Here is a 17713-nt window from a genome sequence, read left to right on the forward strand (position 1 = left end):
GTCACGGCGATTCCTCCAGTCGGGCCAGATGGGCGAGGACGTCGGCCGACGGCCGCAGGTCGCCGGTCCGGCCCAGATGCTCCGCCAGCCGCCGGGCGACGGCGCGGAACCCCTCGTCCCGGGCGGCGGTGAGGGTCGCGGCGTCCCCCACGAGCACCAGCTGCCGCCTGGCCCGCGACACGGCGACGTTCAGTCTGCGCAGCTCCCGGAGGAAACCCACCTCCCCGCGCGGGTTGCTGCGGGTGAAGGCGTAGACGACGAGGTCGCGTTCGCCGCCCTGGAAGGAGTCGACCGTGCCGACGTTGTCGGCCACCTCGGCGCCCTCGCCGAGGACCCTGGCGAGCTCCGTGCGGATGCGCTCGGCCTGGGCGCGGTAGGGCACGATCACCGCCCAGTCCCGGTAGTACCGGGCGTGCACGCGGAGCAGCCGCGTCACGATTTCGGCCTCCAGCGCGTTGACGTAACCGCGCCGCTCACCGTCCGCGCCGCGGCCGCCGGGTTCCTCCCTCCGCTCGTCCGCGGGCCGGTCGGAGGTGTCGATCATCGCGAACGGGCTGCTGAAGACGGGGTCGCCGGATGCGCCGTCGTGGTCGGTGCGGAGCGCGCCGTCGTAGAAGGCGGCCGACACGAACTCCCCGACCTCGCGGGGCATCCGCCGCTGCACCGCCAGCATCACCCGGTGACCGGCGGGCATGGCGCCGTACAGCCGCTCGAAGGCGCTGCGGCGCAGCAGGTCCGCGACCTCCCGCGCCGCGGCGGGCGGCAGCGCGCCCTCCCGTTCAAGGCTCTCGCCCCACTCGCGCACCTCCTCGTCGAGGTACGGCGGAAGCTGCCGGTGGTCCCCGACGAGGACGGCCCGCCTGCCCCGCACCAGGGGGACGAGGAGGTTGGGGGTGGAGATCTGCCCGGCCTCGTCGACGATCACCAGGTCGAACTCCAGCTCGGCGAGCAGCTTGGTGGTCGCGGTGCCGATGCAGGTGGCGGCCACCACGTCCGCGTAGCGCACCAACTCCCGCTGGAGGTCCTCCTCGGCGTCGCCGACCTGGGCCCGCCACTCCGCCAGGAGGGCGGCCCGCGCCCGGAGCGTCCCCACGGCCCGCTCGAACTCCCCGCGCAGCGCCTCCCACCCGGCCGGATCGGCCGGCAGGTCCTCTTCCGAGGCCAGGTCCGGTCCGAGCGTCTCGCCCGGGGCCGGCGCGGCGTTCGCGACCATCGCCCGCAGCGACCACGCGGCCTTCGCGGCCTCCGACGTCGCCTCCCCGCCGCGCCGCCGGGCGGCGTCCCGGTCACCGGCCAGCCGGGCCGTCTCCGGGTGGGCGCCGACGCGCCGTTCGGCCTCCGCGCGTTCCGCGCGCCACGCCGCCTCGGCCGCGGCCGCCTCCCCGGCGGTGCCGGCGAGCTTCCGCTCGACCGCCCGCAGCCGGTCCAGCCGCCGGTCGGCCAGCCACCGGTGGAGGAAGGCGAGCAGCCCCGACTTCGCGCGGGCGCGGGCGGCGGCGTGCCGCCGTTCCCAGACGTCCCTGGCGGCCGTCAGCTCCTCGGCGGAGACGCGCGCGGCGTCGAGGCGGGCGCGGGCGGCGGCGATCCGCTCCGCCAGGGCGGGTTCCAGCCGGCGGAGCGCCTCACCGAGACGCGCGGTGAGGTCCCGCTCGTCCCGCTCGGCCGCGGCGGCCTCCGCCACGGAGTCCGCGAGATGCGCCAGCCAGCGACCGGCCACGTCTCCAGCGTCCCCAGCGTATCCAGTGTGCTCGGTGTGCCCGGTGTGTCCGGACGTTCCCCCACCCTGGGCCACGCCCCCGGCCGTACCCCCGTATCCGTTCCCGGCGAACGGGGCCAGCCGCGAGGCGGGCCCCTCCGTGAGGGTGAGGATCCGCTCGCGCAGCCCGGCGACGTGGCTCTCCACCATGAGTGCGCGGGCCCGCCCGGTCACGGCGTCCTCGTTGCCGACCCGTACGGCCAGGACGTCCGCGGGCAGCTGCTCCAGGACGTTGTCCACGGCCCGGTTGGTGTGCGAGGTGATCAGCACACGCTCCCCCCGGGCCGCGCACGCGACCGCGATCTCGGTGATCGTCCTCGTCTTGCCGGTGCCCGGAGGACCCAGGATGAGCAGCAGGTCCGGTACGGCGAGCGCCCGCCGGAAGGCCGGGAGCTGGCCGTCCGGGTCGAGCGCCCCGCGGGGCCGGTCGCGGGGATCGACGTCGAACCGGGTGAACCTCCGGTCGACGAACCAGGTCAACAGCTCGCGGTTCACCGCCTCGCCCAGGCGCAGGGCCCGTACGGCATCGGCCTGCGCCTGGAACACCCGCTCGCTGGGCATGACCCTGAGCGCGCCCTGGGCCGGGATGCGGCCGTAGTCGACCGCCGACTCGAACCGGACTACCACCTCCAGCCCGCGCACCATCCGCACCCGGCCCCTGAGGTCGGGCTGGTCGGCGAGGCAGACGGCGGTCCCGGCCGCCAGGCCGGCGGGACGCACCAGGTGGAAGGTGTAGACGCCGCGGGCGGAGCGCCGTTCCTCCCGGGCGCTCTCCATTCGCCGGTAGTGGATGGGCGGCGCCTCCCGCTGCCGGGCGACCTCGATGTCCCGCCCCGCCTCGATGACCCGGTCCATCAGGTCGAGGTGGTCGGTGTGGTGCCGGGGCAGCGACGGCCGTTCCGGCGCGGACCGGCTCACGTCGCTCCACGCCCGCCGCAGCAGCCCCCAGTGCGCCGACATGCCCTGCGGCACGTCGCGAAGCCGGTGGAAGCCCCGCCAGCCGGCGGAGCATCCCAGCAGCAGGGACCCGCGCAGCAGCCGCTCCTCCTGCCCGAACCCGCGCGGCCGCGCGCTGCCCAGCACGTAGGCGTCCTCGCGCCGGGACAGGTAGAGCCGGGCCACGTGCGTGTCGACGTGCACGACGAGGCACTTGCGCTCCTCCTCCAGCAGGGCGGGCAGCGCGCCGATTCTGGACAGCCGCTCCATCTCCTGGATCAGCTGTCCGGGGTGCAGCCGCGGCGCCAGGCTCGCGTGGACCTTCTCCGAGGGGACCACCGCCACCGGACCGGGCAGGAACACCGGGACCGTCGTCACGAGAACTCCCCCCGCGAGAGCTCCCGCCGTCCCTCCCGGAACGCCACGGCGAGCGCCCCCGCCCGCCCGGGGCGGCGCCGCGGATCCGCGTCGAGGCAGCGGGCCAGCAGCTCGTCCGCGGCCGCCGGGAACCCGCGTACGGTGGCCCGCACCGGAGGCGATCCCCCAGGCAGAGGCGGATGGCCGGTCACCGTGTGGTAGACCACGGCGGCGAGCTGGTGGAGGTCGGTGTGCGGCCCCGGCGACGGAAGGCGCGGACCGGCGCGGACCTGCTCGGGCGCGCGGTACCCCTCGGGCCCCTCCCCGGGCCGGACCGGCCAGGCCGCCAGCCCGGCGTCCCGCAGGGCCGGTTCGTACGCCCGGCCGGTCAGCACGATCGTGTCGGGGCTCAGCATCCGGTGGCTGTGCCCGCGCCGGTGCAGCTCGGCCAGCGCGTCGGCCAGCCGCGCGGCCTTCGCCAGGACGTCCGCGACCGTGAGCCGATCGAGCGGCCCGGCAGTGAGCCCGTCGAACGGTCCGGCCGTGAACCGGTCGGACGGTCCGGCCGTGAACCGGTCGAACGATCCGCCCGTGAGCCGGTCGAGCGGTCCGCCGCCGGGGCCGAAGACCTCCCGCCAGCGCGGCCCGGCCGGTGACTCCGTGACGAGGGTGACGGCCGCCGCTCCCGGTTCCTCGTGCAGGCCGAGCAGCCGGGGCAGGCCGCGCGCCCCGGCCAGGGCGGACAGCAGCGCCGTCCGGTCGCGCAGGGCCTCGCGGGCGCCCGCCGCGTCGGGGGTGTCGCGCAGCACCGCGACCCGGTGCAGCCGTACCCGGGCGGCGGCGGGTTCGACGCGGTCGGCGGTCGCCTCCCGCGACACCCAGGACCGGTCGGGCGCGAAGGTCTCGGCCGCGTCGTCGTGCAGCAGGTAGCGGTCACCGCCGAGACGCAGCTCCTCGCCGCCTCGCCAGGGGGCCTCCGCCGGGCCGTACGGCGCGGGCGGCACGGGAGCCGGACCGGCCGGTCCGGCGGGCCGGTAGGGGTCGTAGTAGGACCGCCTGACGGTCGCCGCCTCGGGCAGGGCGAGACGGCGGCGCAGCCCGCCCGCATCCCACAGCTCGATCGTGACACCGGTCTCGGCCTGCCGTTCTCGGCTCCAGCGCTGCCACCACCGCACGGTCGGGGCGTCCAGCTCGCACGGAACGCACAGCACCCATCTCTCGATGGTGTAGCCCTTCTCCCGGGCGTATTTCCGCGCGGACCCGAAAGACTCCCGCACCTGCCTCTGCTGCGACTCCCCGAAACCGTTGACGAAGTATTTCGCCTGCCAGATCGTGACGCGGCCGTCGAGATCGCCCACCAGCACGTCGATGCCCCAGTCACCGGGATTGGCCCGGACCGGGATCGCGTCCTCCCCGGTGACCGCCGAGACCAGGTCGGTGAGCATCTGCTCGAAGTCCTCCCTGGCCCCCGCCTCACCCCTGCGCTGGCGATGCGCCGCGAAGTCGACGGGGTGCTCCCCCGCCCCGAAACCCCCGCTCACCGCGGGTCACCAGCCATCCGGGACGCGGCGCCCGGCGCCGTCACGCCCCTCCGCCCCGCTCCGTGATCGAGCATCTCGCCCCCTCACCGGCCGGCTCCGCATTACCAACCCGTTGTACATCACCGATCCGCGGCTGACAGGGAATCGGATCATCCGGCCGGAAACGACCCGGTGAAGCCCAGGGAGACCGCGGGGACGCGCCGGGAGACCGCGGAGGACGCGTGCGTCAACGGCCGGGTCACGAGACCGGCAGGCAGTTCGTCTCGCCCCGCATGCCGTACTGCCCGTGACGCCGCGAGTCCAGGATGATCACGGTTCTGTACTCGTCGCCGGCGAGCCGGATGGGGGCGTTCTCCTCGTCCTCGACGATCCGGTAGCGGGCGACCCGGAAGAGCGCCCCCATCAGGAGGTCGTTGAGCAGGCCCGGTTCGGTCCCGGGCGCGCGGTCCCTGCCGACGGCGGCGAAGGTCCGTTTCGCTTTTCCCTCGCCGCAGGGGATGTCGCGCCCGCCGGGGTCGGTGATGCGGACGTCCAGCGCGCGGCGTCTCTTCATGACCTCGGTGATGTGGTGCTTGAGGGTCTCCCCCGCCTCCGCCGCCGTGGGGCCGCTCGCGCCGCATCCCGACACCGCCAGCACCGCCACCGCGCACGCCGCCACGCCGCGCCGTACGGAAAGCGCCATGGATCCCTCCGGGGCGGCCGATACGCCGTGATCCGACAACGTCCAATAAAGCCGCCGTCGCGTCTGCCCGTAAAGGGGATGGCCCCGTACCCGGAGGATCGGGCGCCCACCCGCGGCGCGCGGGGGGTCGGATCGCCATGGAGCGAGCTCGCGCGGGCGTATCTCCCGTCGTGGGCGCGCGCGGGGGTCAGAGACGCCGGGTCATGAACACGCTGCTGGGGTCGGGACGGTAGTCGGCGAACGGCTCGCAGTAGGTGAACCCGAGCTTCTCGTACAGCCTCCTGGCGGCCAGGAAGAACTCGGCCGACCCGGTCTCCAGGCTCAGCCGGGTGAAGCCCATCGCCCCGGCCTCGGCGATGATGTGCTCCAGCAGCCGGGACGCGATGCCGCTCCGGGCGCGTTCCGGCGCGGTGCGCATCGACTTCAGCTCGGCGTGGCCCGCGTCCAGCCTCTTGATCGCCCCGCAGCCCACCGGGTCCTCGCCGTCCAGGACCGACCAGAACGTCACCCCGGGCGCGCGGAGCCCGTCGAGGTCGAGGGCGTGCTTGCTCTCCGGCGGGGTGATGGACCGCATCTGCCGGACATGCTCCCGGAGGAACCCGATGATCCGCGGACCGGACAGGTCGTCCACCACGATCCTCAAACCGCTCAACTCACATACTCCGCGTCATGGAGGGTCGCGCCGCCGGACCCCGAACCCGTCGATGCGCCGGGAGAAGCATCTCGCACCCGGCTGCGAGGGGCATCCCGGCACGGCCGGGAGGGCTGCTGCCGTCCCGGCCGGGCCGTACTGGGATGCGCCCTCCTGCCCGGATCGGTCCGAGCCTGCTCCGGGTTCGTTCCATGCCTGTTCCAGACCTGTTACGGGCCTGTTCCGGCGCTATCCGGCCAGGTCGGCCAGGTCGTCGGCGGTGAGGCGGATACCGGCCGCCGCGACGTTCTCGGCCACGTGGTCCGGCGAGCTGCTTCCGGGGATGGCGAGGACGACCGGTGAGACGGCCAGCAGCCAGGCCAGGGCGACCTGCGCGGGCGTCGCCCCGTGGCGGGCGGCGACGTTCGCGACGCCGGACCCGTCGATCGGCTCCCGGCCTCCGCCGAGCGGGAAGAACGGCACGTAGGCGATGCCGGCCTCCTCGCACCGCGCGAGCACGGCGGCGTCGTCCCGGTGGCCGACGTGGAAGTGGTTCTGCACCGCGGCGACCGGGGCGACCGCCTGGGCCTCGGCGAGCTGGGCCGCGTCGACGTTGCTCACGCCGAGGTGCCGGATCAGGCCCTGGTCGCGCAGCTCGGCGAGGGCGGCGAACCGCTCGGCGACCGCGAGGGGCGCGTCGGCGACTGGACTGACGGGCGCCGGGAGCGCAGCGACCGGAGCGAGGAGGGAAGGAGCCGACTCCGAAGCGTCCCGAGCCGCGGCGCGAAGCGCCGCCATCGACACCGACTCGCCGCCCGGCCGTCCCATGCCGCCCACCCGCAGGTAGACCAGGTCGAGGTGGTCGCGGCCGAGGCGGCGCAGATCCTCCTCGACCAGGCCGCGCAGCTGCCCGGCCGTCGCCTGGCCGGTGGGCACGACGCCGCCCTCCAGGAGCGGCCCGACCTTGGTGGCGATCACCATGTCTTCGGAGTACGGCGCCAGCCCCCGCCGGATCATCTCGTGCGCCTGGAGGTCGCCGAAGCCGTAGAAGCCGGCGGTGTCGATGTGGTTCACGCCGAGCTCCACGGCGCGGCGCAGCACCGCGACGCCCTCCTCGGGGTCCCGGATCCGGCCGCCGAGGGCGAGCCGCATCGCGCCGAAGCCGAGCCGGTTGACCCGCAGGTCACCGCCCAGCGGGAAGTCTCCGGCGGCGGCGGAGGGTTGGTTCATCGTCATGACGGCACCGTCTTTCTCGGGTTCTCTCGGGTTCTCTCGGGTCTTCTCTGGCTTCTCGGGCCGGGCGGCGTACGGAACGGGCCGGCCGTCCGGAGTGGCGTGATGCGCGGAGTACGGAATGCGGAGTGTGCGGAGCACGGAACGCACAGGGGGCGGGAGGACACGCGGGGCGCGGAACGCGGGGGGTGCGGAATACACGCGGGATACGCGGATCTCAAGCGCCCCGGTAATAGTCGGCGAGCGCGGCGAAGGCGGCCTTGGGCTCCCACGGCAGGCCCGGATACGCCTCCCCTGTGCGACCGCCCTCCAGGACCTTGACCACGCCGTAGCTCGCCAGGTCGAAGTCCTCGCGGGGGTCGTCGCGGTGCGGCAGGTCGTAGCGCGCGAAGGTGTTGACGAACGCGGTGTCCACGCCTTCGGCGGTGAAGACGTCCAGCAGTTCCCTCAGGTAGGCGGCCTGCTCCTCCTCATCGCGGACATGGTCGCCGACGAGCCGGACCGGCCGGCCGTCCCCGCCCCATTCGACGATCATGTCGCCGCGTCCGCCCAGGTCCGCCGCGCCACGGTGTGTGGTGCACCCGAACTCGGTGATGGCGAGCGGCTTGCCCCGCCGTACCGCGGCCCGGATGTCGTCGCGGAACCGGGGGGCGATCTCGGCGTTCCGGTAGCCGGCGTCGGAGGAGACGATGTCGAACGGCGTCCAGTCGACGCCGTCCATCGGCAGGGACGCGTAGCTGACCTTCCCGCCGAAGCTCCCCCGCACGGTCCTGACCGCGTGGGCGAGGAAGTCGTTCACCCGGGCGGGCACCTCCGCCAGCGCCTCGCGCAGCCGCGCCGGCTCGGCCAGCAGCGCGAGCCGCTCGTCGAGGGTGTCGCCGGGCAGGAACCCGACGGTGAACAGGCTCAGCTCGGAGCCGGTGAGCAGCACTACCTCGGCGCCGTCCCGGCGCAGCCGTTCGGCGCGGCCGGCGCCGTCGGCCAGGAAGTCGAGCAGTTCGCCGGTGGTCAGGTCACAGGTGAACGGCGAGTACCAGACCTCCAGCCCGGCCTCCGCGGCGTACCCGGCGGCGGTCTCCAGGCGGTCCTGCCGGCCACCGGTGATCCGTACGGCCGTGCAGTGCAGGTCCGTACGGATGACCTGCATCTCCCGCCGGACGACGCCGGGGTCGAACGGCTCCCGGGTGCTGTGACCCGGCCCCGCGACGAACCCGGTGTCGTAGGTGATCCCCTTACCGCGCATGACGCGTTCCTCTCCCCGACCGGCCTGGACCCTGGCTGCCACCGGAGGCCGGTCTTCGGCCTCCGCTCAGAGCCCGGAGCCCGGCGCCATTTGAAGGTACGGTACGTACCGTACTCTAAAATCGGCATCCGCTCCAGCCGCCTCCCCTCCCTGGGATACGCTCCGTACCGGAAGGAGCGGGATGGCCGACGAAGCGACAGCGAGCTCGACCCAGCAGCCCCGGCCCACGTCGGGCAGGCGACGCGGGGCCGCGCTGGAGCAGGCGATCCTGCGCGCGGCCATGGAGGAGCTCACCGAGCACGGCTACGCCGGAATGACCATGGAACGGGTCGCCCGCCGCGCCGGCACCAACAAGAACGCCATCTACCGCCGCTGGCCCACCCGCGCCGCCCTAGGCATCGCCGCCTACGGGCGGTTCGCCGTCATCCACGCCCAGGTCCCGGACACCGGCAGCCTGCGCGGCGACACACTGGAACTGCTGCGCCGCGCCAACGGCACCTACTCCTCACCCGTCGGCGGCATCCTGCGGGCCCTGCTGGCCGGCGCCCGCGACGACCCCGAACTGCTGGCCCAGCTCCAGGAACGCACGGCCGACGCGGGCAGTGACATCTGGCTGACGATCCTGGCCCGCGCCGTGTCCCGCGGCGAGCTGCGCCCCGAGGCCCTGCACCCGCGCGTCGCCACCGTGGCCGTCGTGCTGCTCCGCGACGAGTTCATCACCCGCGGGCACCCTTCGGCGCCCGACGAGGTCCTCGTCGAGATCATCGACGAGGTCTATCTCCCACTGCTACACGGCCGCGGCCCCGGCCACCCCGTCCGCTGAGCCCGTACGGCCCAGCATCGAACGATCTGTCCGCTGAGCCCGTACGGCCCGGCCTCGGAGGGCGGTTCCGCGTCGCGCAGGGCGGCCCACTCCTCGCTCCAGCGCTCCAGCGCTCCAGAAACGGTTTCCAAGCCTGGCGGTCCCCCCGGTGGCTCCTCGATGTCGGTGATATCGCGCCCATCCCAGCAGACGTCATCGACAACGAGGAAAGAACCCGCTCATGACGGTTGATGAATTCGCATTCATCGCCCTCGGCCCGGCTTTATCGAGTTAAGGTGAAAAACCGGAATAAGGCGATGACAGGGAGGGCCGATGGCGTCCGGAAAGGGGCCTTTGTCGCCGGATTTCAGCGGAATCGACCCCGAACTGATGCAGGGCTTCGTCACCGCGCTGGAACGAGGCCGGGACGTCATCGGCGAGCAGTCCGAACGGATCCGTCAGCTCCTCGCCACGGCGCAGGTGCCCGCCGCCGGGCTCCAGCCGATCCGGGAGATCGAGGGCTGGATCGACGACGAGCTGCCGGGGCTGCGCAAGCGAAACGAGACCATCAAGGCGAGCGACGCCCTCGCCCCCTGGCTGCCCGGCGCGCGGACACCCGGCTCCAAGCTGGTCGGCTACGACGAGGGGAAGATCCTCTCCCCCGCGGAGGCGCAGAAGCAGGGCACGGCGCTGGGCAAGCGTTTCCTGGCCATCGAACCGCGGAACTTCTTCTCACTCGGCAACCCCTCCTCCGACGTGTACATGAAGATCGTCAAGGAACTGGCCGATCACAAGAACGACGCCGACTACACCGCTGCCTTCTTCGCCGCTCTCGGCACGAAGGGCACCGTCCAGCTGCCCGCCCTGCTGCGGGAGAACCTGGACACCGCCGACTTCCAGGCACCCGCCGGCCCTCCCCGCCCAGACGACGAGGTGCTCCGAACGGTGAGCCAGGCGTTCGGTACGGCGGTCACCGGAGGATCACGCGTCCCGGGTTTCGCGAAGATCAAGGAGGAGATCCGCAGCACCGCAGCCGGGGCCGGTGCGGGCCTGCTGCTGAGCGCGGGGAGGTTCCCCTCCGAATGGCTGCGGGACGTGGTGCTGAACCACGGCTTCGCCGACCCCAAGAAGGTCAGCACCGGGTTCCTCTACGCCCTGGGCAACAACCCTGGCGCGGCCCGGCAGGCCATCGCGGCGGTGACCGGGCCGTACGGCAGGGACCAGACGAAGCTAAAGACGTTCCTGAAGTCGTTCAATGGGCACTTCGGCGGCTCGTCCCTCCCTCCGACCGGCGGTGACGACGCCTTCGGGCGCATGCTGGCGGCGGCCTCCGGCGCCTACGACGAAGAGGACGGCAGGCACAGCCAGGAATCGGCGGCGTTCGCCTTCACCGTGATGACCACGCTCGGCAAGGTGGGCGAGGGCGCCCGGGTTCACCTCGCGGAGATCGCCGGCGCGTACGCCACCGAGATCACCGAGGGTGCGGACATCGGTGACGCGAACATGACCGAACCCAGCGCGCTGAAGCCCTCGGCCTCGGCCTTCGGCCTGAAGTCCGCCTTCACGCTGAGCCCGAAGGACACCTACCGCTTCCTCAAGCTCTTCGCCGACTCCCCGGAGAACCTCAAGCCGTTCGACGAGGGGATGGGACGGTTCTCCCAGAAGGTGATCGCCGACGCCTCGGCGAAGACCTTGAAAACCGGGGACGTCGAGCACCTGGACCGGGTATTCACCGCCCTGGGCAACGTACGCGGCTTCGAACTGGCAGCCGTCGAGAAGGTACAGGGCAACCTCGACACGATCGACAAGCAGCGGGACGACCTGGTGGGATTCATCCGCGACACCGCCATCGGGGCGATCAGCATGACTCCTGTCGCCGCGCCGAACATGGCCGCGGATCTCGCCTGGTTCGCACTGAGCACCACGTTCGCCGCCGACGGCGCCTTCGGTGATGACGACGAGACCCGGGTCGAGAAGGCCGACAAGCAGGACGCCATCGACACCCTCGGCCGCCAGCACACCTACGCGCAGATCCTGATGGCGAACGGCTTCGCCCCGAAGGTGACCCCGGGCGAGTACCAGGCGAAGTGCCCGCCGGGGGTGGCGATCGCGGACGCGAACGGGGAGCTGAGACCGTTCGCGGACCTGATGAAGCAGGGGAACAGGGGGCTGGAGGCGTTCGAGAAGTGGGCCACTGTCAACGGCATGGGTGGCGATGACAAGACTGCCGTCGGGAGGTTGTCCGGCAACATGGCTGACCGGTTCGAGAGCCGCAACAAGCGGGGAAGAGAACGCGCGTTGGCCTTCGATGGCTAGCGCTACTGCCAGAATTCCACCGCTTGGATCTCACGACCTTCCAGCTCCTGCACAGCGGTGGCTCGCCGTGCAGCCGGGCGTGAGAGCCTCCAGTCATCCTGCCGTCTCAGGAAGTCCGCAAGCATTCGGTCTCTCCTCGAACCGCGTACTGCCCGCCGCCCGGTGACTCCAAGATAACTATCGTCTTGTACTCGTCATTGGCGAGCTTGATAGGGGCATCGCCACGGTCTTCGACGATCCGGTATGGGGCAACCCGACTGAGCGCCCCTAGAAGAAGATCGTTGAGATTGTCCCCGCCGCGTTCGGACGCGGGATCTCTCCCGGCAGCGGCAAAAGTCCGCTTCGCCTTTCCTTCGCCACAGGAGATATCGCGTCCGCCGGCATCGGTTATACGGACATCCAGAACCTGTCCCTTCCGCATCAGTTCCGTGATGTGGTTCTTGAGCGTCTCCCCCGCCTCCGCCGCCGTAGGACCACTCTCCCCGCACCCCGACACCGCCACCAGCACCATCACCGCGCACACCGCGACGCCGCGCCGTACGAAAAACGCCATGAATTCCTCCGGGGCTGGCCGATGCGCTGTAGATCCAATAATGTCCAATGAAGCCGCCGCTGTGTCCACGATCCACAAAGGGGATGTATGAATCCTCAAACCGGGGATCTGGTGCCCAACCCGCGGCGCCAGGTGCTGGAGCAGGCGCTGGCCGAGGTCAGGGCGCGGGTCGCCATCCTGGAGGCGGCGCTCGATCCGGCGCACGGCCAGTTCACCGGGCAGCCCGTGTGGGTCGGACCGACGGCCCGGCGGTTCGCCGAGGACCTCACCGCCCGCCGGGTACGGCTCCGCCAGGCGGCCAGGGCGCTTCTCGAAGCACTCGAAGACGAACTCCGTTCCGTGCCGGAGAAGGTCCCGCCCTCCGCCGCACGGCACTGACCCGTCGACCCGAAATACGACGGGGACGGAGCAGGTTCTCCGTCCAGAACCGGCGGGTGAAACCACCGCCCCAGAGCCCGGCCCTTTCCGTCCACGCGGTTCAGGGCACGCATGCCGGAACGAGAAGCACCGTCGGCGGAGATTTCACGGGGAAACCAGAGCAATAAGCCCTCTTTTGCTGATCAACCGGCATATTCTTCCCTTCCGTGTCCCGACGATCATTGCTCCTGTGGGCGGCGGCGCTGGTGGCGGCGCTGGCCCCGATCCTGTCCGTCTTGAGCGCGCTGCTCCTGGGCTGGGGTGACGGGGAACAGGGCTTCGCATGGATGTCGACGGGGTGGTGCGCCGGTTACGAGATCAATGAGGAGATCCGCACCCTCCTCGGGCCGGTCCGGGAGTTTCCGCTGGTGCTGTTCGGCCTCGCGCCGCTGGTCGGCCTGGCCTTCGTCGGCTGGCTGCTGAGCGTCCGTGCCGGACGGCTCCGCCTCGGCCGGATCTTCGGTCTCGCGGCCGCCGGGGTCATGCTCGTCGTCTCGCTGCCCGAGCCGGTGCTGCTCACGTTCGACGCGGCCGTCTCCCGATACTGCCTGAGCGCGTGGGGCCCGCCGGAGCTGGTGAACTGGACCCTCACGTCCGGCTTCTACCCTCTCCTCCCCGCGGTCCTGACGATACTCGCGGCCCGCCCGCCGGTCAGGCCGCGGCTCGTCCGGCGCAGCCGCCAGGTCCGCGTGGCGATCACGGTCCCGGTCGTGGCCGTACTGCTGCTCGGCGCGGCGAGTGACAGCCGGCCCGGCCGGGTGAGCGACTCGAACGAACTCGACTGCGCCGGATTCGGCGACGTCCGGGTGCCCGCGATGAGCGGGCAGGAGAAGGCGTTCCTGTGCGCGGTACGGTCCGACGGGTTCGGGGCCGATGGGCCTGGCGTGCCCGAACTGGCCGGCCTGCCCGACCGGGCGCTGATCGCCTACGGCCGCAACCTGTGCCACGCGGCCACGCGGAACGGCGGCGACACCGGGGCGCGGGCCGTACAGCGGATGATGGGCGAGGCGGCGGGCGGGCCGCTGGCCGGGGCGCTCTCCCGGATGTGCCCGGCTGTGGCCAAGATGCTGCAGGCCGAGGGTGATCGGCAGCGGGCGGAGGCGGAGGCGTTCGTCGCCGCCGCGGAACGCGCCTGCGCCGCCCACCCCCGTCACCGCCCGAAGATCAAGCCGGTACGGCGGGCACGCGCCACCATGTGGACGGAGTTCTGGACCATCAACGCCTGGGACGAGGGGCAGGAGGGCGAGGAGGCCGACGAAAGGGTCGCCGACCTGGTCGGGGGCGGAGACGGCACGCTGGCGGTCTGGGCCGCCGATGAGATCGGGCACGCATGCGTGACCGGTGAGGCCTACACCCGGCGTCCGCCGGTGGAGACACGCGGCTGGGAGCAGGTCGTCGAGGTCGGCTACCGGACCCGGACCGGCTCCCTGGTGCTGGTGGACGGCGAGGGCAAGGAAATGCCCGACCTGGCCGCCGAAGGAGCGGGGCGGTACCGGGTCCGGGTCCACGTACGGGGTCGCAAGGCCGCCCAAGAGTACATCGACGTACCGGACGGCACCGTCCAGCTTCTGATCATGGTCTTCCCGGACGAGCGGCGAAAGCCGGTGATCTACCGGTGACACCGCCCACGGCGCCGGTCCGATCGGTTCGCGGGACCGGGATGAGCGCCGCCGGGGTGATCCGACCGGCGCGAGGCAGGCGGCGGCGATGCTTCTACGATGCCCTTCGGTAGCGTGCTCGCATGACGGAACTCGAAGACCTCGCCGACCGGCTGCGGCGGTTCGCGCGTGAGCGTGACTGGGAGCAGTTCCACACGCCCAAGAACCTCGCCATGGCGTTCGCCGGAGAGGCCGGCGAGCTGGTCGCGGAGTTCCAGTGGCTGACGCCCGAGGAGTCGGCCGCGGTCATGGACGACCCCCAGGCGGCAGAACGCGTCAGGTCCGAGCTGGCCGACGTCGTCACCTACCTGGTCCGCCTCGCCGACGTGCTGGGGGTGGACCTCATCGAGGCCACCCACGCCAAAATCGACCAGAACGAGAAACGCTTCCCGGTGGAAGCCTCTCGGGGGCGGGCCAGGAAGGCCCCGCCGTTCGCCTGATCCCGCTGGAAGATCACTGTAGTGTTCCCGGCGTGGTGATGCGGTCCGGCGGGCTTTGCGCCGATATCGCGTGTTCACCGGCGAGGACGTCTCCGGCGCGAGCCTGGGCGACGGTCACGCCGACCACCGCTGTACGAGATCACGCCGGGGCTCCTTCCGGCTTCATGCGCGATGTCCGGCGAGAGCGCAGCGTTCGGCTTCGACGGCGCTGCGTCCCCGTCGGCCCGCGACGGGGACCGTATCGACGAACCGCGCGATGAGGGGTTGGGCATGTCGCCGAGAACACACCTGTACGACCTGCTGGTATCGACGATCTTCACCGAGGGGCTCGACGACCAGATGGACCTGTGGACGCTGGGGTTCAGCGCCATATGGATCAAGGGCACGGACCTCGACACGCTCGCCGCGGATTTGCACCTGGATCCCGCCACCCGCACCCCCTGCCACCTGAGTGAGATCCTCGACCGCAACATCGACGACGGATCCGACTGGGTGGCCGAGGTCAACGGCTGGATCGGCATCGTGCCGGGCGTCGACCGCGAGCGCCTGCCCTCCATCAGCGAAGGCGGCCGTGAGGTCCTCAACGTCAGTATGGACATCAGCGGCAGGGAGTACTTCGACTACGCCCGCGACGGGCGCATGATCGTCTCCTTCGATCCGGCATTCCCGGAGAATCGGTCCGGCGACGACCCGCACGCGCTCGATCACCTGATGGACGGTCTGCGCTTCCAGATCAGCGATGACGGCTTCGTCGACGATCGGGTGGAAGAGGACGAGAGCTTCAGTTCGGCCCTGGCGCTGATCGGACGGATCACGGGAACGGACATGGCCGCCGACTGGTTCGAGGCGCGGCATTCCAGCATGCGTCCCGTCTCTTCCTGATGGTCCTGTCGAGGAGGAAGCAGGTCAGCGGACCGCAGGGCCGGTGATGCGAACGGTTCCGGTCGCGGAAGGACCCGGACCGGCCTCGAAGACCTCGCCGGCCGGCCGCGGCGGTTCACGCGCCACGGCGCGGTGCGCTCACTCGGGAAGCAGCGGTGCGCTCACTCGGGGAGCAGGGGTCGCATGAAGGTCCGTTCGTAGCGGAGCACGCACCCGCTCTCGTCCCTGATGCGGTCCGCCTCGACGAAGTCCGGGTGAACGCCGAAGAGGCCGCGGTACTCCTCGTACGCGGCGAGGCTGGGAAAGCTGAACAGGGCGAGGGCCTTGTCGCTGGCGCCCTCCGACGGCAGGAAGTAGCCGTGATGCGTGCCACCGTGCAGGTTGACCAGCTCGATCCAGCGACGGCCGAAACGCTCGAACGCGTCGATCTTCCGGGGATCGATCACATATTCGACGACACAGGTGATCATAAAACCATTTCTATCCTGCGCGACGGCCGGCCTCGACGGCACGCGGAGGAGTCCGTCCATCACCGAGGACGAAAAGGCAAGGAGGCTGAACACTCCTTACCACTTTCAATCTATAGCCCACCGGGGGGCTTGCGGCAAGACCCGGGTCGTGCCGCAGAATCTCCGACCGAAGCCATGACCCGTGGAAACACGGCTTACCGAGTACGTGTGCTCCTGTCGAGTCGTCCGGGTCACGCGGGGCGCCGAACCGGCGGTAGGGCTCACGACGCGGTCGCGGAGACTTCGGACGAAGACGCGGGTGTGCGCGCCTCCGGATCGTGCGGAGCAACTGGCTGAAACGCAACCTTGAATGGGGGGTTCATGATCGACGTGATCATCGCCGGCGGTGGGCCGACCGGATTGATGCTGGCCGGCGAGTTGCGGCTGTACGGCGTGCGCGTGGCCGTACTGGAGAAGGAGGTGGAGCCCGCCCGGTATGTCCGCGCGCTCGGTCTGCATGTGCGCAGCATCGAGGTGATGGACCAGCGTGGTCTGCTGGAGCGGTTCCTCGCGCACGGCAAGCAGTACAACGTCGGTGGCTACTTCGCCGGCATCATCAAGCCGTGGCCGGACCGGCTGGACACCGCGCACTCGTACATCCTCGGTATCCCGCAGACCATCACCGAGCGCCTGCTGACCGAGCACGCCACCGAGGTCGGCGTCGAGATCCGGCGCGGCTGTGAGCTGGTGGGGTTGAGCCAGGACGAGGACGGGGTGACCGCCGAACTGGCCGACGGCACGCGGCTGCGCTCGCGCTACCTCGTCGGTTGCGACGGCGGCCGCAGCACGGTGCGCAAGCTGCTCGGCGTCGGTTTCCCCGGTGAGCCCACCAAGATCGATACGCTGCTGGGCGAGATGGAGCTGACCGAGGATCCGGAGACGGTCGCCGCCATCATGGCGGAGGTCCGCAAGACCCAGCTGCGGTTCGGCGCCGGACGCCTCGGGGACGGAGGGGTGTACCGCGTCATCGTGCCCGCCGAGAAAGTGGCCGAGGACCGTACTGTTCCGCCGACCCTCGAGGAGTTCAAGCGGCAGCTGCGGGCCTTCGCCGGCACCGACTTCGGCGCGCACTCACCGCGCTGGCTCTCCCGGTTCGGCGACGCCACCCGGCTGGCCGAGCGCTACCGGGTCGGCCGGGTACTGCTGGCCGGCGACGCGGCGCATGTTCACCCCCCGATGGGCGGGCAGGGGCTCAACCTCGGCATCCAGGACGCGTTCAACCTCGGCTGGAAACTGGCCGCCCAGGTCAACGGCTGGGCACCGGAAGGACTGCTGGACAGCTACCACGCCGAACGACACCCCGTGGCCGCCGACGTGCTGGAGAACACCCGCGCGCAAGCCGTACTGATGTCCACCGAGCCGGGACCCCAGGCGATGCGCCGGTTGCTCTCGGAACTGATGGACTTCGAGGAGGTGACCCGACACCTGATCGAGAAGATCACCGCGATCGGAGTCCGCTACGACTTCGGCGAGGGGCACGAACTGCTCGGCCGCCGGCTGCGGGACGTGAAGCTGAAGCGGGGACGCCTCTACGAGCTGATGCGCGGCGGCCGCGGACTTCTGCTCGACCGGACCGGCCGGCTCTCGGTCACCGGGTGGGCGGACCGGGTCGACCACATCGTCGACGACGGCGAGGAGCCGGACGTACCCGCGATGCTGCTGCGGCCGGACGGTCACGTGGCGTGGGTCGGCGAGGACCAGGAGGAGCTGATCGACCGGCTGTCCAGGTGGTTCGGCGCGCCCGTCGAGTGAGACCG

Annotated in this window: 15 protein-coding genes; 7 read left to right on the top strand and 8 right to left on the bottom strand. The window is 71.5% G+C overall.

Annotated elements, in window-relative coordinates:
* Position 1 precedes the first annotated feature (1 nt).
* The 6 genes from ACQP10_RS30510 to ACQP10_RS30535 all read right to left on the bottom strand — a co-directional run bounded on the left by ACQP10_RS30510 (position 2) and on the right by ACQP10_RS30535 (position 8379).
* A complete protein-coding gene (locus tag ACQP10_RS30510; RefSeq protein ID WP_433540164.1) occupies positions 2 to 3070 on the bottom strand; it encodes a DEAD/DEAH box helicase in 3069 nt (1022 codons plus the stop codon).
* Positions 3067 to 4590: a hypothetical protein gene (locus ACQP10_RS30515; protein WP_433540165.1), complete on the bottom strand. Its 1524-nt coding sequence runs from the start codon at positions 4588 to 4590 to the stop codon at positions 3067 to 3069. Before ACQP10_RS30515 ends, ACQP10_RS30510 begins: the two co-directional genes overlap by 4 nt.
* A gap of 238 nt (positions 4591 to 4828) precedes the next feature.
* Entirely contained in the window at positions 4829 to 5272 is a 444-nt protein-coding gene (locus ACQP10_RS30520; protein WP_179824487.1) for a hypothetical protein, read from the bottom strand.
* Positions 5273 to 5459: 187 nt separating this feature from the next.
* Positions 5460 to 5924, bottom strand: a complete 465-nt coding sequence (locus ACQP10_RS30525) for a GNAT family N-acetyltransferase (protein ID WP_389999832.1) — start codon at positions 5922 to 5924, stop codon at positions 5460 to 5462.
* Between the two features lie 228 nt (positions 5925 to 6152).
* On the bottom strand, positions 6153 to 7139 hold the full coding sequence (locus ACQP10_RS30530) for an aldo/keto reductase (protein ID WP_433540166.1): 987 nt from the start codon (positions 7137 to 7139) through the stop codon (positions 6153 to 6155).
* A 214-nt stretch (positions 7140 to 7353) separates the two neighbouring features.
* Positions 7354 to 8379: a hypothetical protein gene (locus ACQP10_RS30535; protein WP_433540167.1), complete on the bottom strand. Its 1026-nt coding sequence runs from the start codon at positions 8377 to 8379 to the stop codon at positions 7354 to 7356.
* 181 nt (positions 8380 to 8560) lie between these two features.
* On the opposite strand from ACQP10_RS30535, the gene ACQP10_RS30540 reads away from it, so the two are divergent.
* Together ACQP10_RS30540 and ACQP10_RS30545 are read left to right on the top strand one after the other, a co-directional pair.
* Entirely contained in the window at positions 8561 to 9202 is a 642-nt protein-coding gene (locus ACQP10_RS30540) for a TetR/AcrR family transcriptional regulator (protein WP_433540168.1), read from the top strand.
* Positions 9203 to 9514: 312 nt separating this feature from the next.
* Positions 9515 to 11497, top strand: coding sequence for a DUF6571 family protein (locus tag ACQP10_RS30545; RefSeq protein WP_346019368.1), 1983 nt, complete (start codon positions 9515 to 9517; stop codon positions 11495 to 11497).
* A 106-nt stretch (positions 11498 to 11603) separates the two neighbouring features.
* Here the strand turns inward: ACQP10_RS30545 and ACQP10_RS30550 are convergent, their stop codons facing one another.
* Positions 11604 to 12050: a hypothetical protein gene (locus ACQP10_RS30550; RefSeq protein ID WP_433540169.1), complete on the bottom strand. Its 447-nt coding sequence runs from the start codon at positions 12048 to 12050 to the stop codon at positions 11604 to 11606.
* Positions 12051 to 12137: 87 nt separating this feature from the next.
* On the opposite strand from ACQP10_RS30550, the gene ACQP10_RS30555 reads away from it, so the two are divergent.
* The 4 genes from ACQP10_RS30555 to ACQP10_RS30570 all read left to right on the top strand — a co-directional run bounded on the left by ACQP10_RS30555 (position 12138) and on the right by ACQP10_RS30570 (position 15447).
* Positions 12138 to 12428 carry a hypothetical protein gene (locus ACQP10_RS30555; protein ID WP_433540170.1) on the top strand — a complete coding sequence of 97 codons (291 nt, stop codon included), beginning with the start codon at positions 12138 to 12140 and terminating at the stop codon, positions 12426 to 12428.
* A gap of 206 nt (positions 12429 to 12634) precedes the next feature.
* Positions 12635 to 14086 carry a hypothetical protein gene (locus ACQP10_RS30560; protein WP_433540171.1) on the top strand — a complete coding sequence of 484 codons (1452 nt, stop codon included), beginning with the start codon at positions 12635 to 12637 and terminating at the stop codon, positions 14084 to 14086.
* Between the two features lie 122 nt (positions 14087 to 14208).
* Positions 14209 to 14565 (top strand): nucleotide pyrophosphohydrolase, encoded by a 357-nt coding sequence (locus tag ACQP10_RS30565; protein WP_346019364.1) that lies wholly within the window; start codon positions 14209 to 14211, stop codon positions 14563 to 14565.
* A gap of 171 nt (positions 14566 to 14736) precedes the next feature.
* Positions 14737 to 15447 (top strand): DUF6461 domain-containing protein, encoded by a 711-nt coding sequence (locus tag ACQP10_RS30570; RefSeq protein ID WP_389999803.1) that lies wholly within the window; start codon positions 14737 to 14739, stop codon positions 15445 to 15447.
* Positions 15448 to 15608: 161 nt separating this feature from the next.
* Here ACQP10_RS30570 and ACQP10_RS30575 read toward each other — a convergent pair whose 3' ends face one another.
* A complete protein-coding gene (locus tag ACQP10_RS30575; RefSeq protein WP_179824508.1) occupies positions 15609 to 15917 on the bottom strand; it encodes an NIPSNAP family protein in 309 nt (102 codons plus the stop codon).
* Between the two features lie 360 nt (positions 15918 to 16277).
* On the opposite strand from ACQP10_RS30575, the gene rox reads away from it, so the two are divergent.
* Entirely contained in the window at positions 16278 to 17708 is a 1431-nt protein-coding gene (gene rox / locus ACQP10_RS30580; RefSeq protein ID WP_433540172.1) for a rifampin monooxygenase, read from the top strand.
* Positions 17709 to 17713: the final 5 nt, after the last annotated feature.

The sequence above is a fragment of the Streptosporangium sandarakinum genome (assembly GCF_050942225.1).
Lineage (GTDB): Bacteria > Actinomycetota > Actinomycetes > Streptosporangiales > Streptosporangiaceae > Streptosporangium > Streptosporangium nondiastaticum.

Bases quoted from the DNA above. Each gene is read 5' to 3' on its own strand.
- ACQP10_RS30520 (WP_179824487.1), bottom strand. From the start codon at position 5,272: ATGGCGCTTTCCGTACGGCGCGGCGTGGCGGCGTGCGCGGTGGCGGTG.
- ACQP10_RS30530 (WP_433540166.1), bottom strand. From the start codon at position 7,139: ATGACGATGAACCAACCCTCCGCCGCCGCCGGAGACTTCCCGCTGGGC.
- ACQP10_RS30535 (WP_433540167.1), bottom strand. From the start codon at position 8,379: ATGCGCGGTAAGGGGATCACCTACGACACCGGGTTCGTCGCGGGGCCG.
- ACQP10_RS30540 (WP_433540168.1), top strand. From the start codon at position 8,561: ATGGCCGACGAAGCGACAGCGAGCTCGACCCAGCAGCCCCGGCCCACG.
- ACQP10_RS30545 (WP_346019368.1), top strand. From the start codon at position 9,515: ATGGCGTCCGGAAAGGGGCCTTTGTCGCCGGATTTCAGCGGAATCGAC.
- ACQP10_RS30550 (WP_433540169.1), bottom strand. From the start codon at position 12,050: ATGGCGTTTTTCGTACGGCGCGGCGTCGCGGTGTGCGCGGTGATGGTG.
- ACQP10_RS30555 (WP_433540170.1), top strand. From the start codon at position 12,138: ATGAATCCTCAAACCGGGGATCTGGTGCCCAACCCGCGGCGCCAGGTG.
- ACQP10_RS30565 (WP_346019364.1), top strand. From the start codon at position 14,209: ATGACGGAACTCGAAGACCTCGCCGACCGGCTGCGGCGGTTCGCGCGT.
- ACQP10_RS30570 (WP_389999803.1), top strand. From the start codon at position 14,737: ATGTCCGGCGAGAGCGCAGCGTTCGGCTTCGACGGCGCTGCGTCCCCG.
- ACQP10_RS30575 (WP_179824508.1), bottom strand. From the start codon at position 15,917: ATGATCACCTGTGTCGTCGAATATGTGATCGATCCCCGGAAGATCGAC.
- rox (WP_433540172.1), top strand. From the start codon at position 16,278: ATGATCGACGTGATCATCGCCGGCGGTGGGCCGACCGGATTGATGCTG.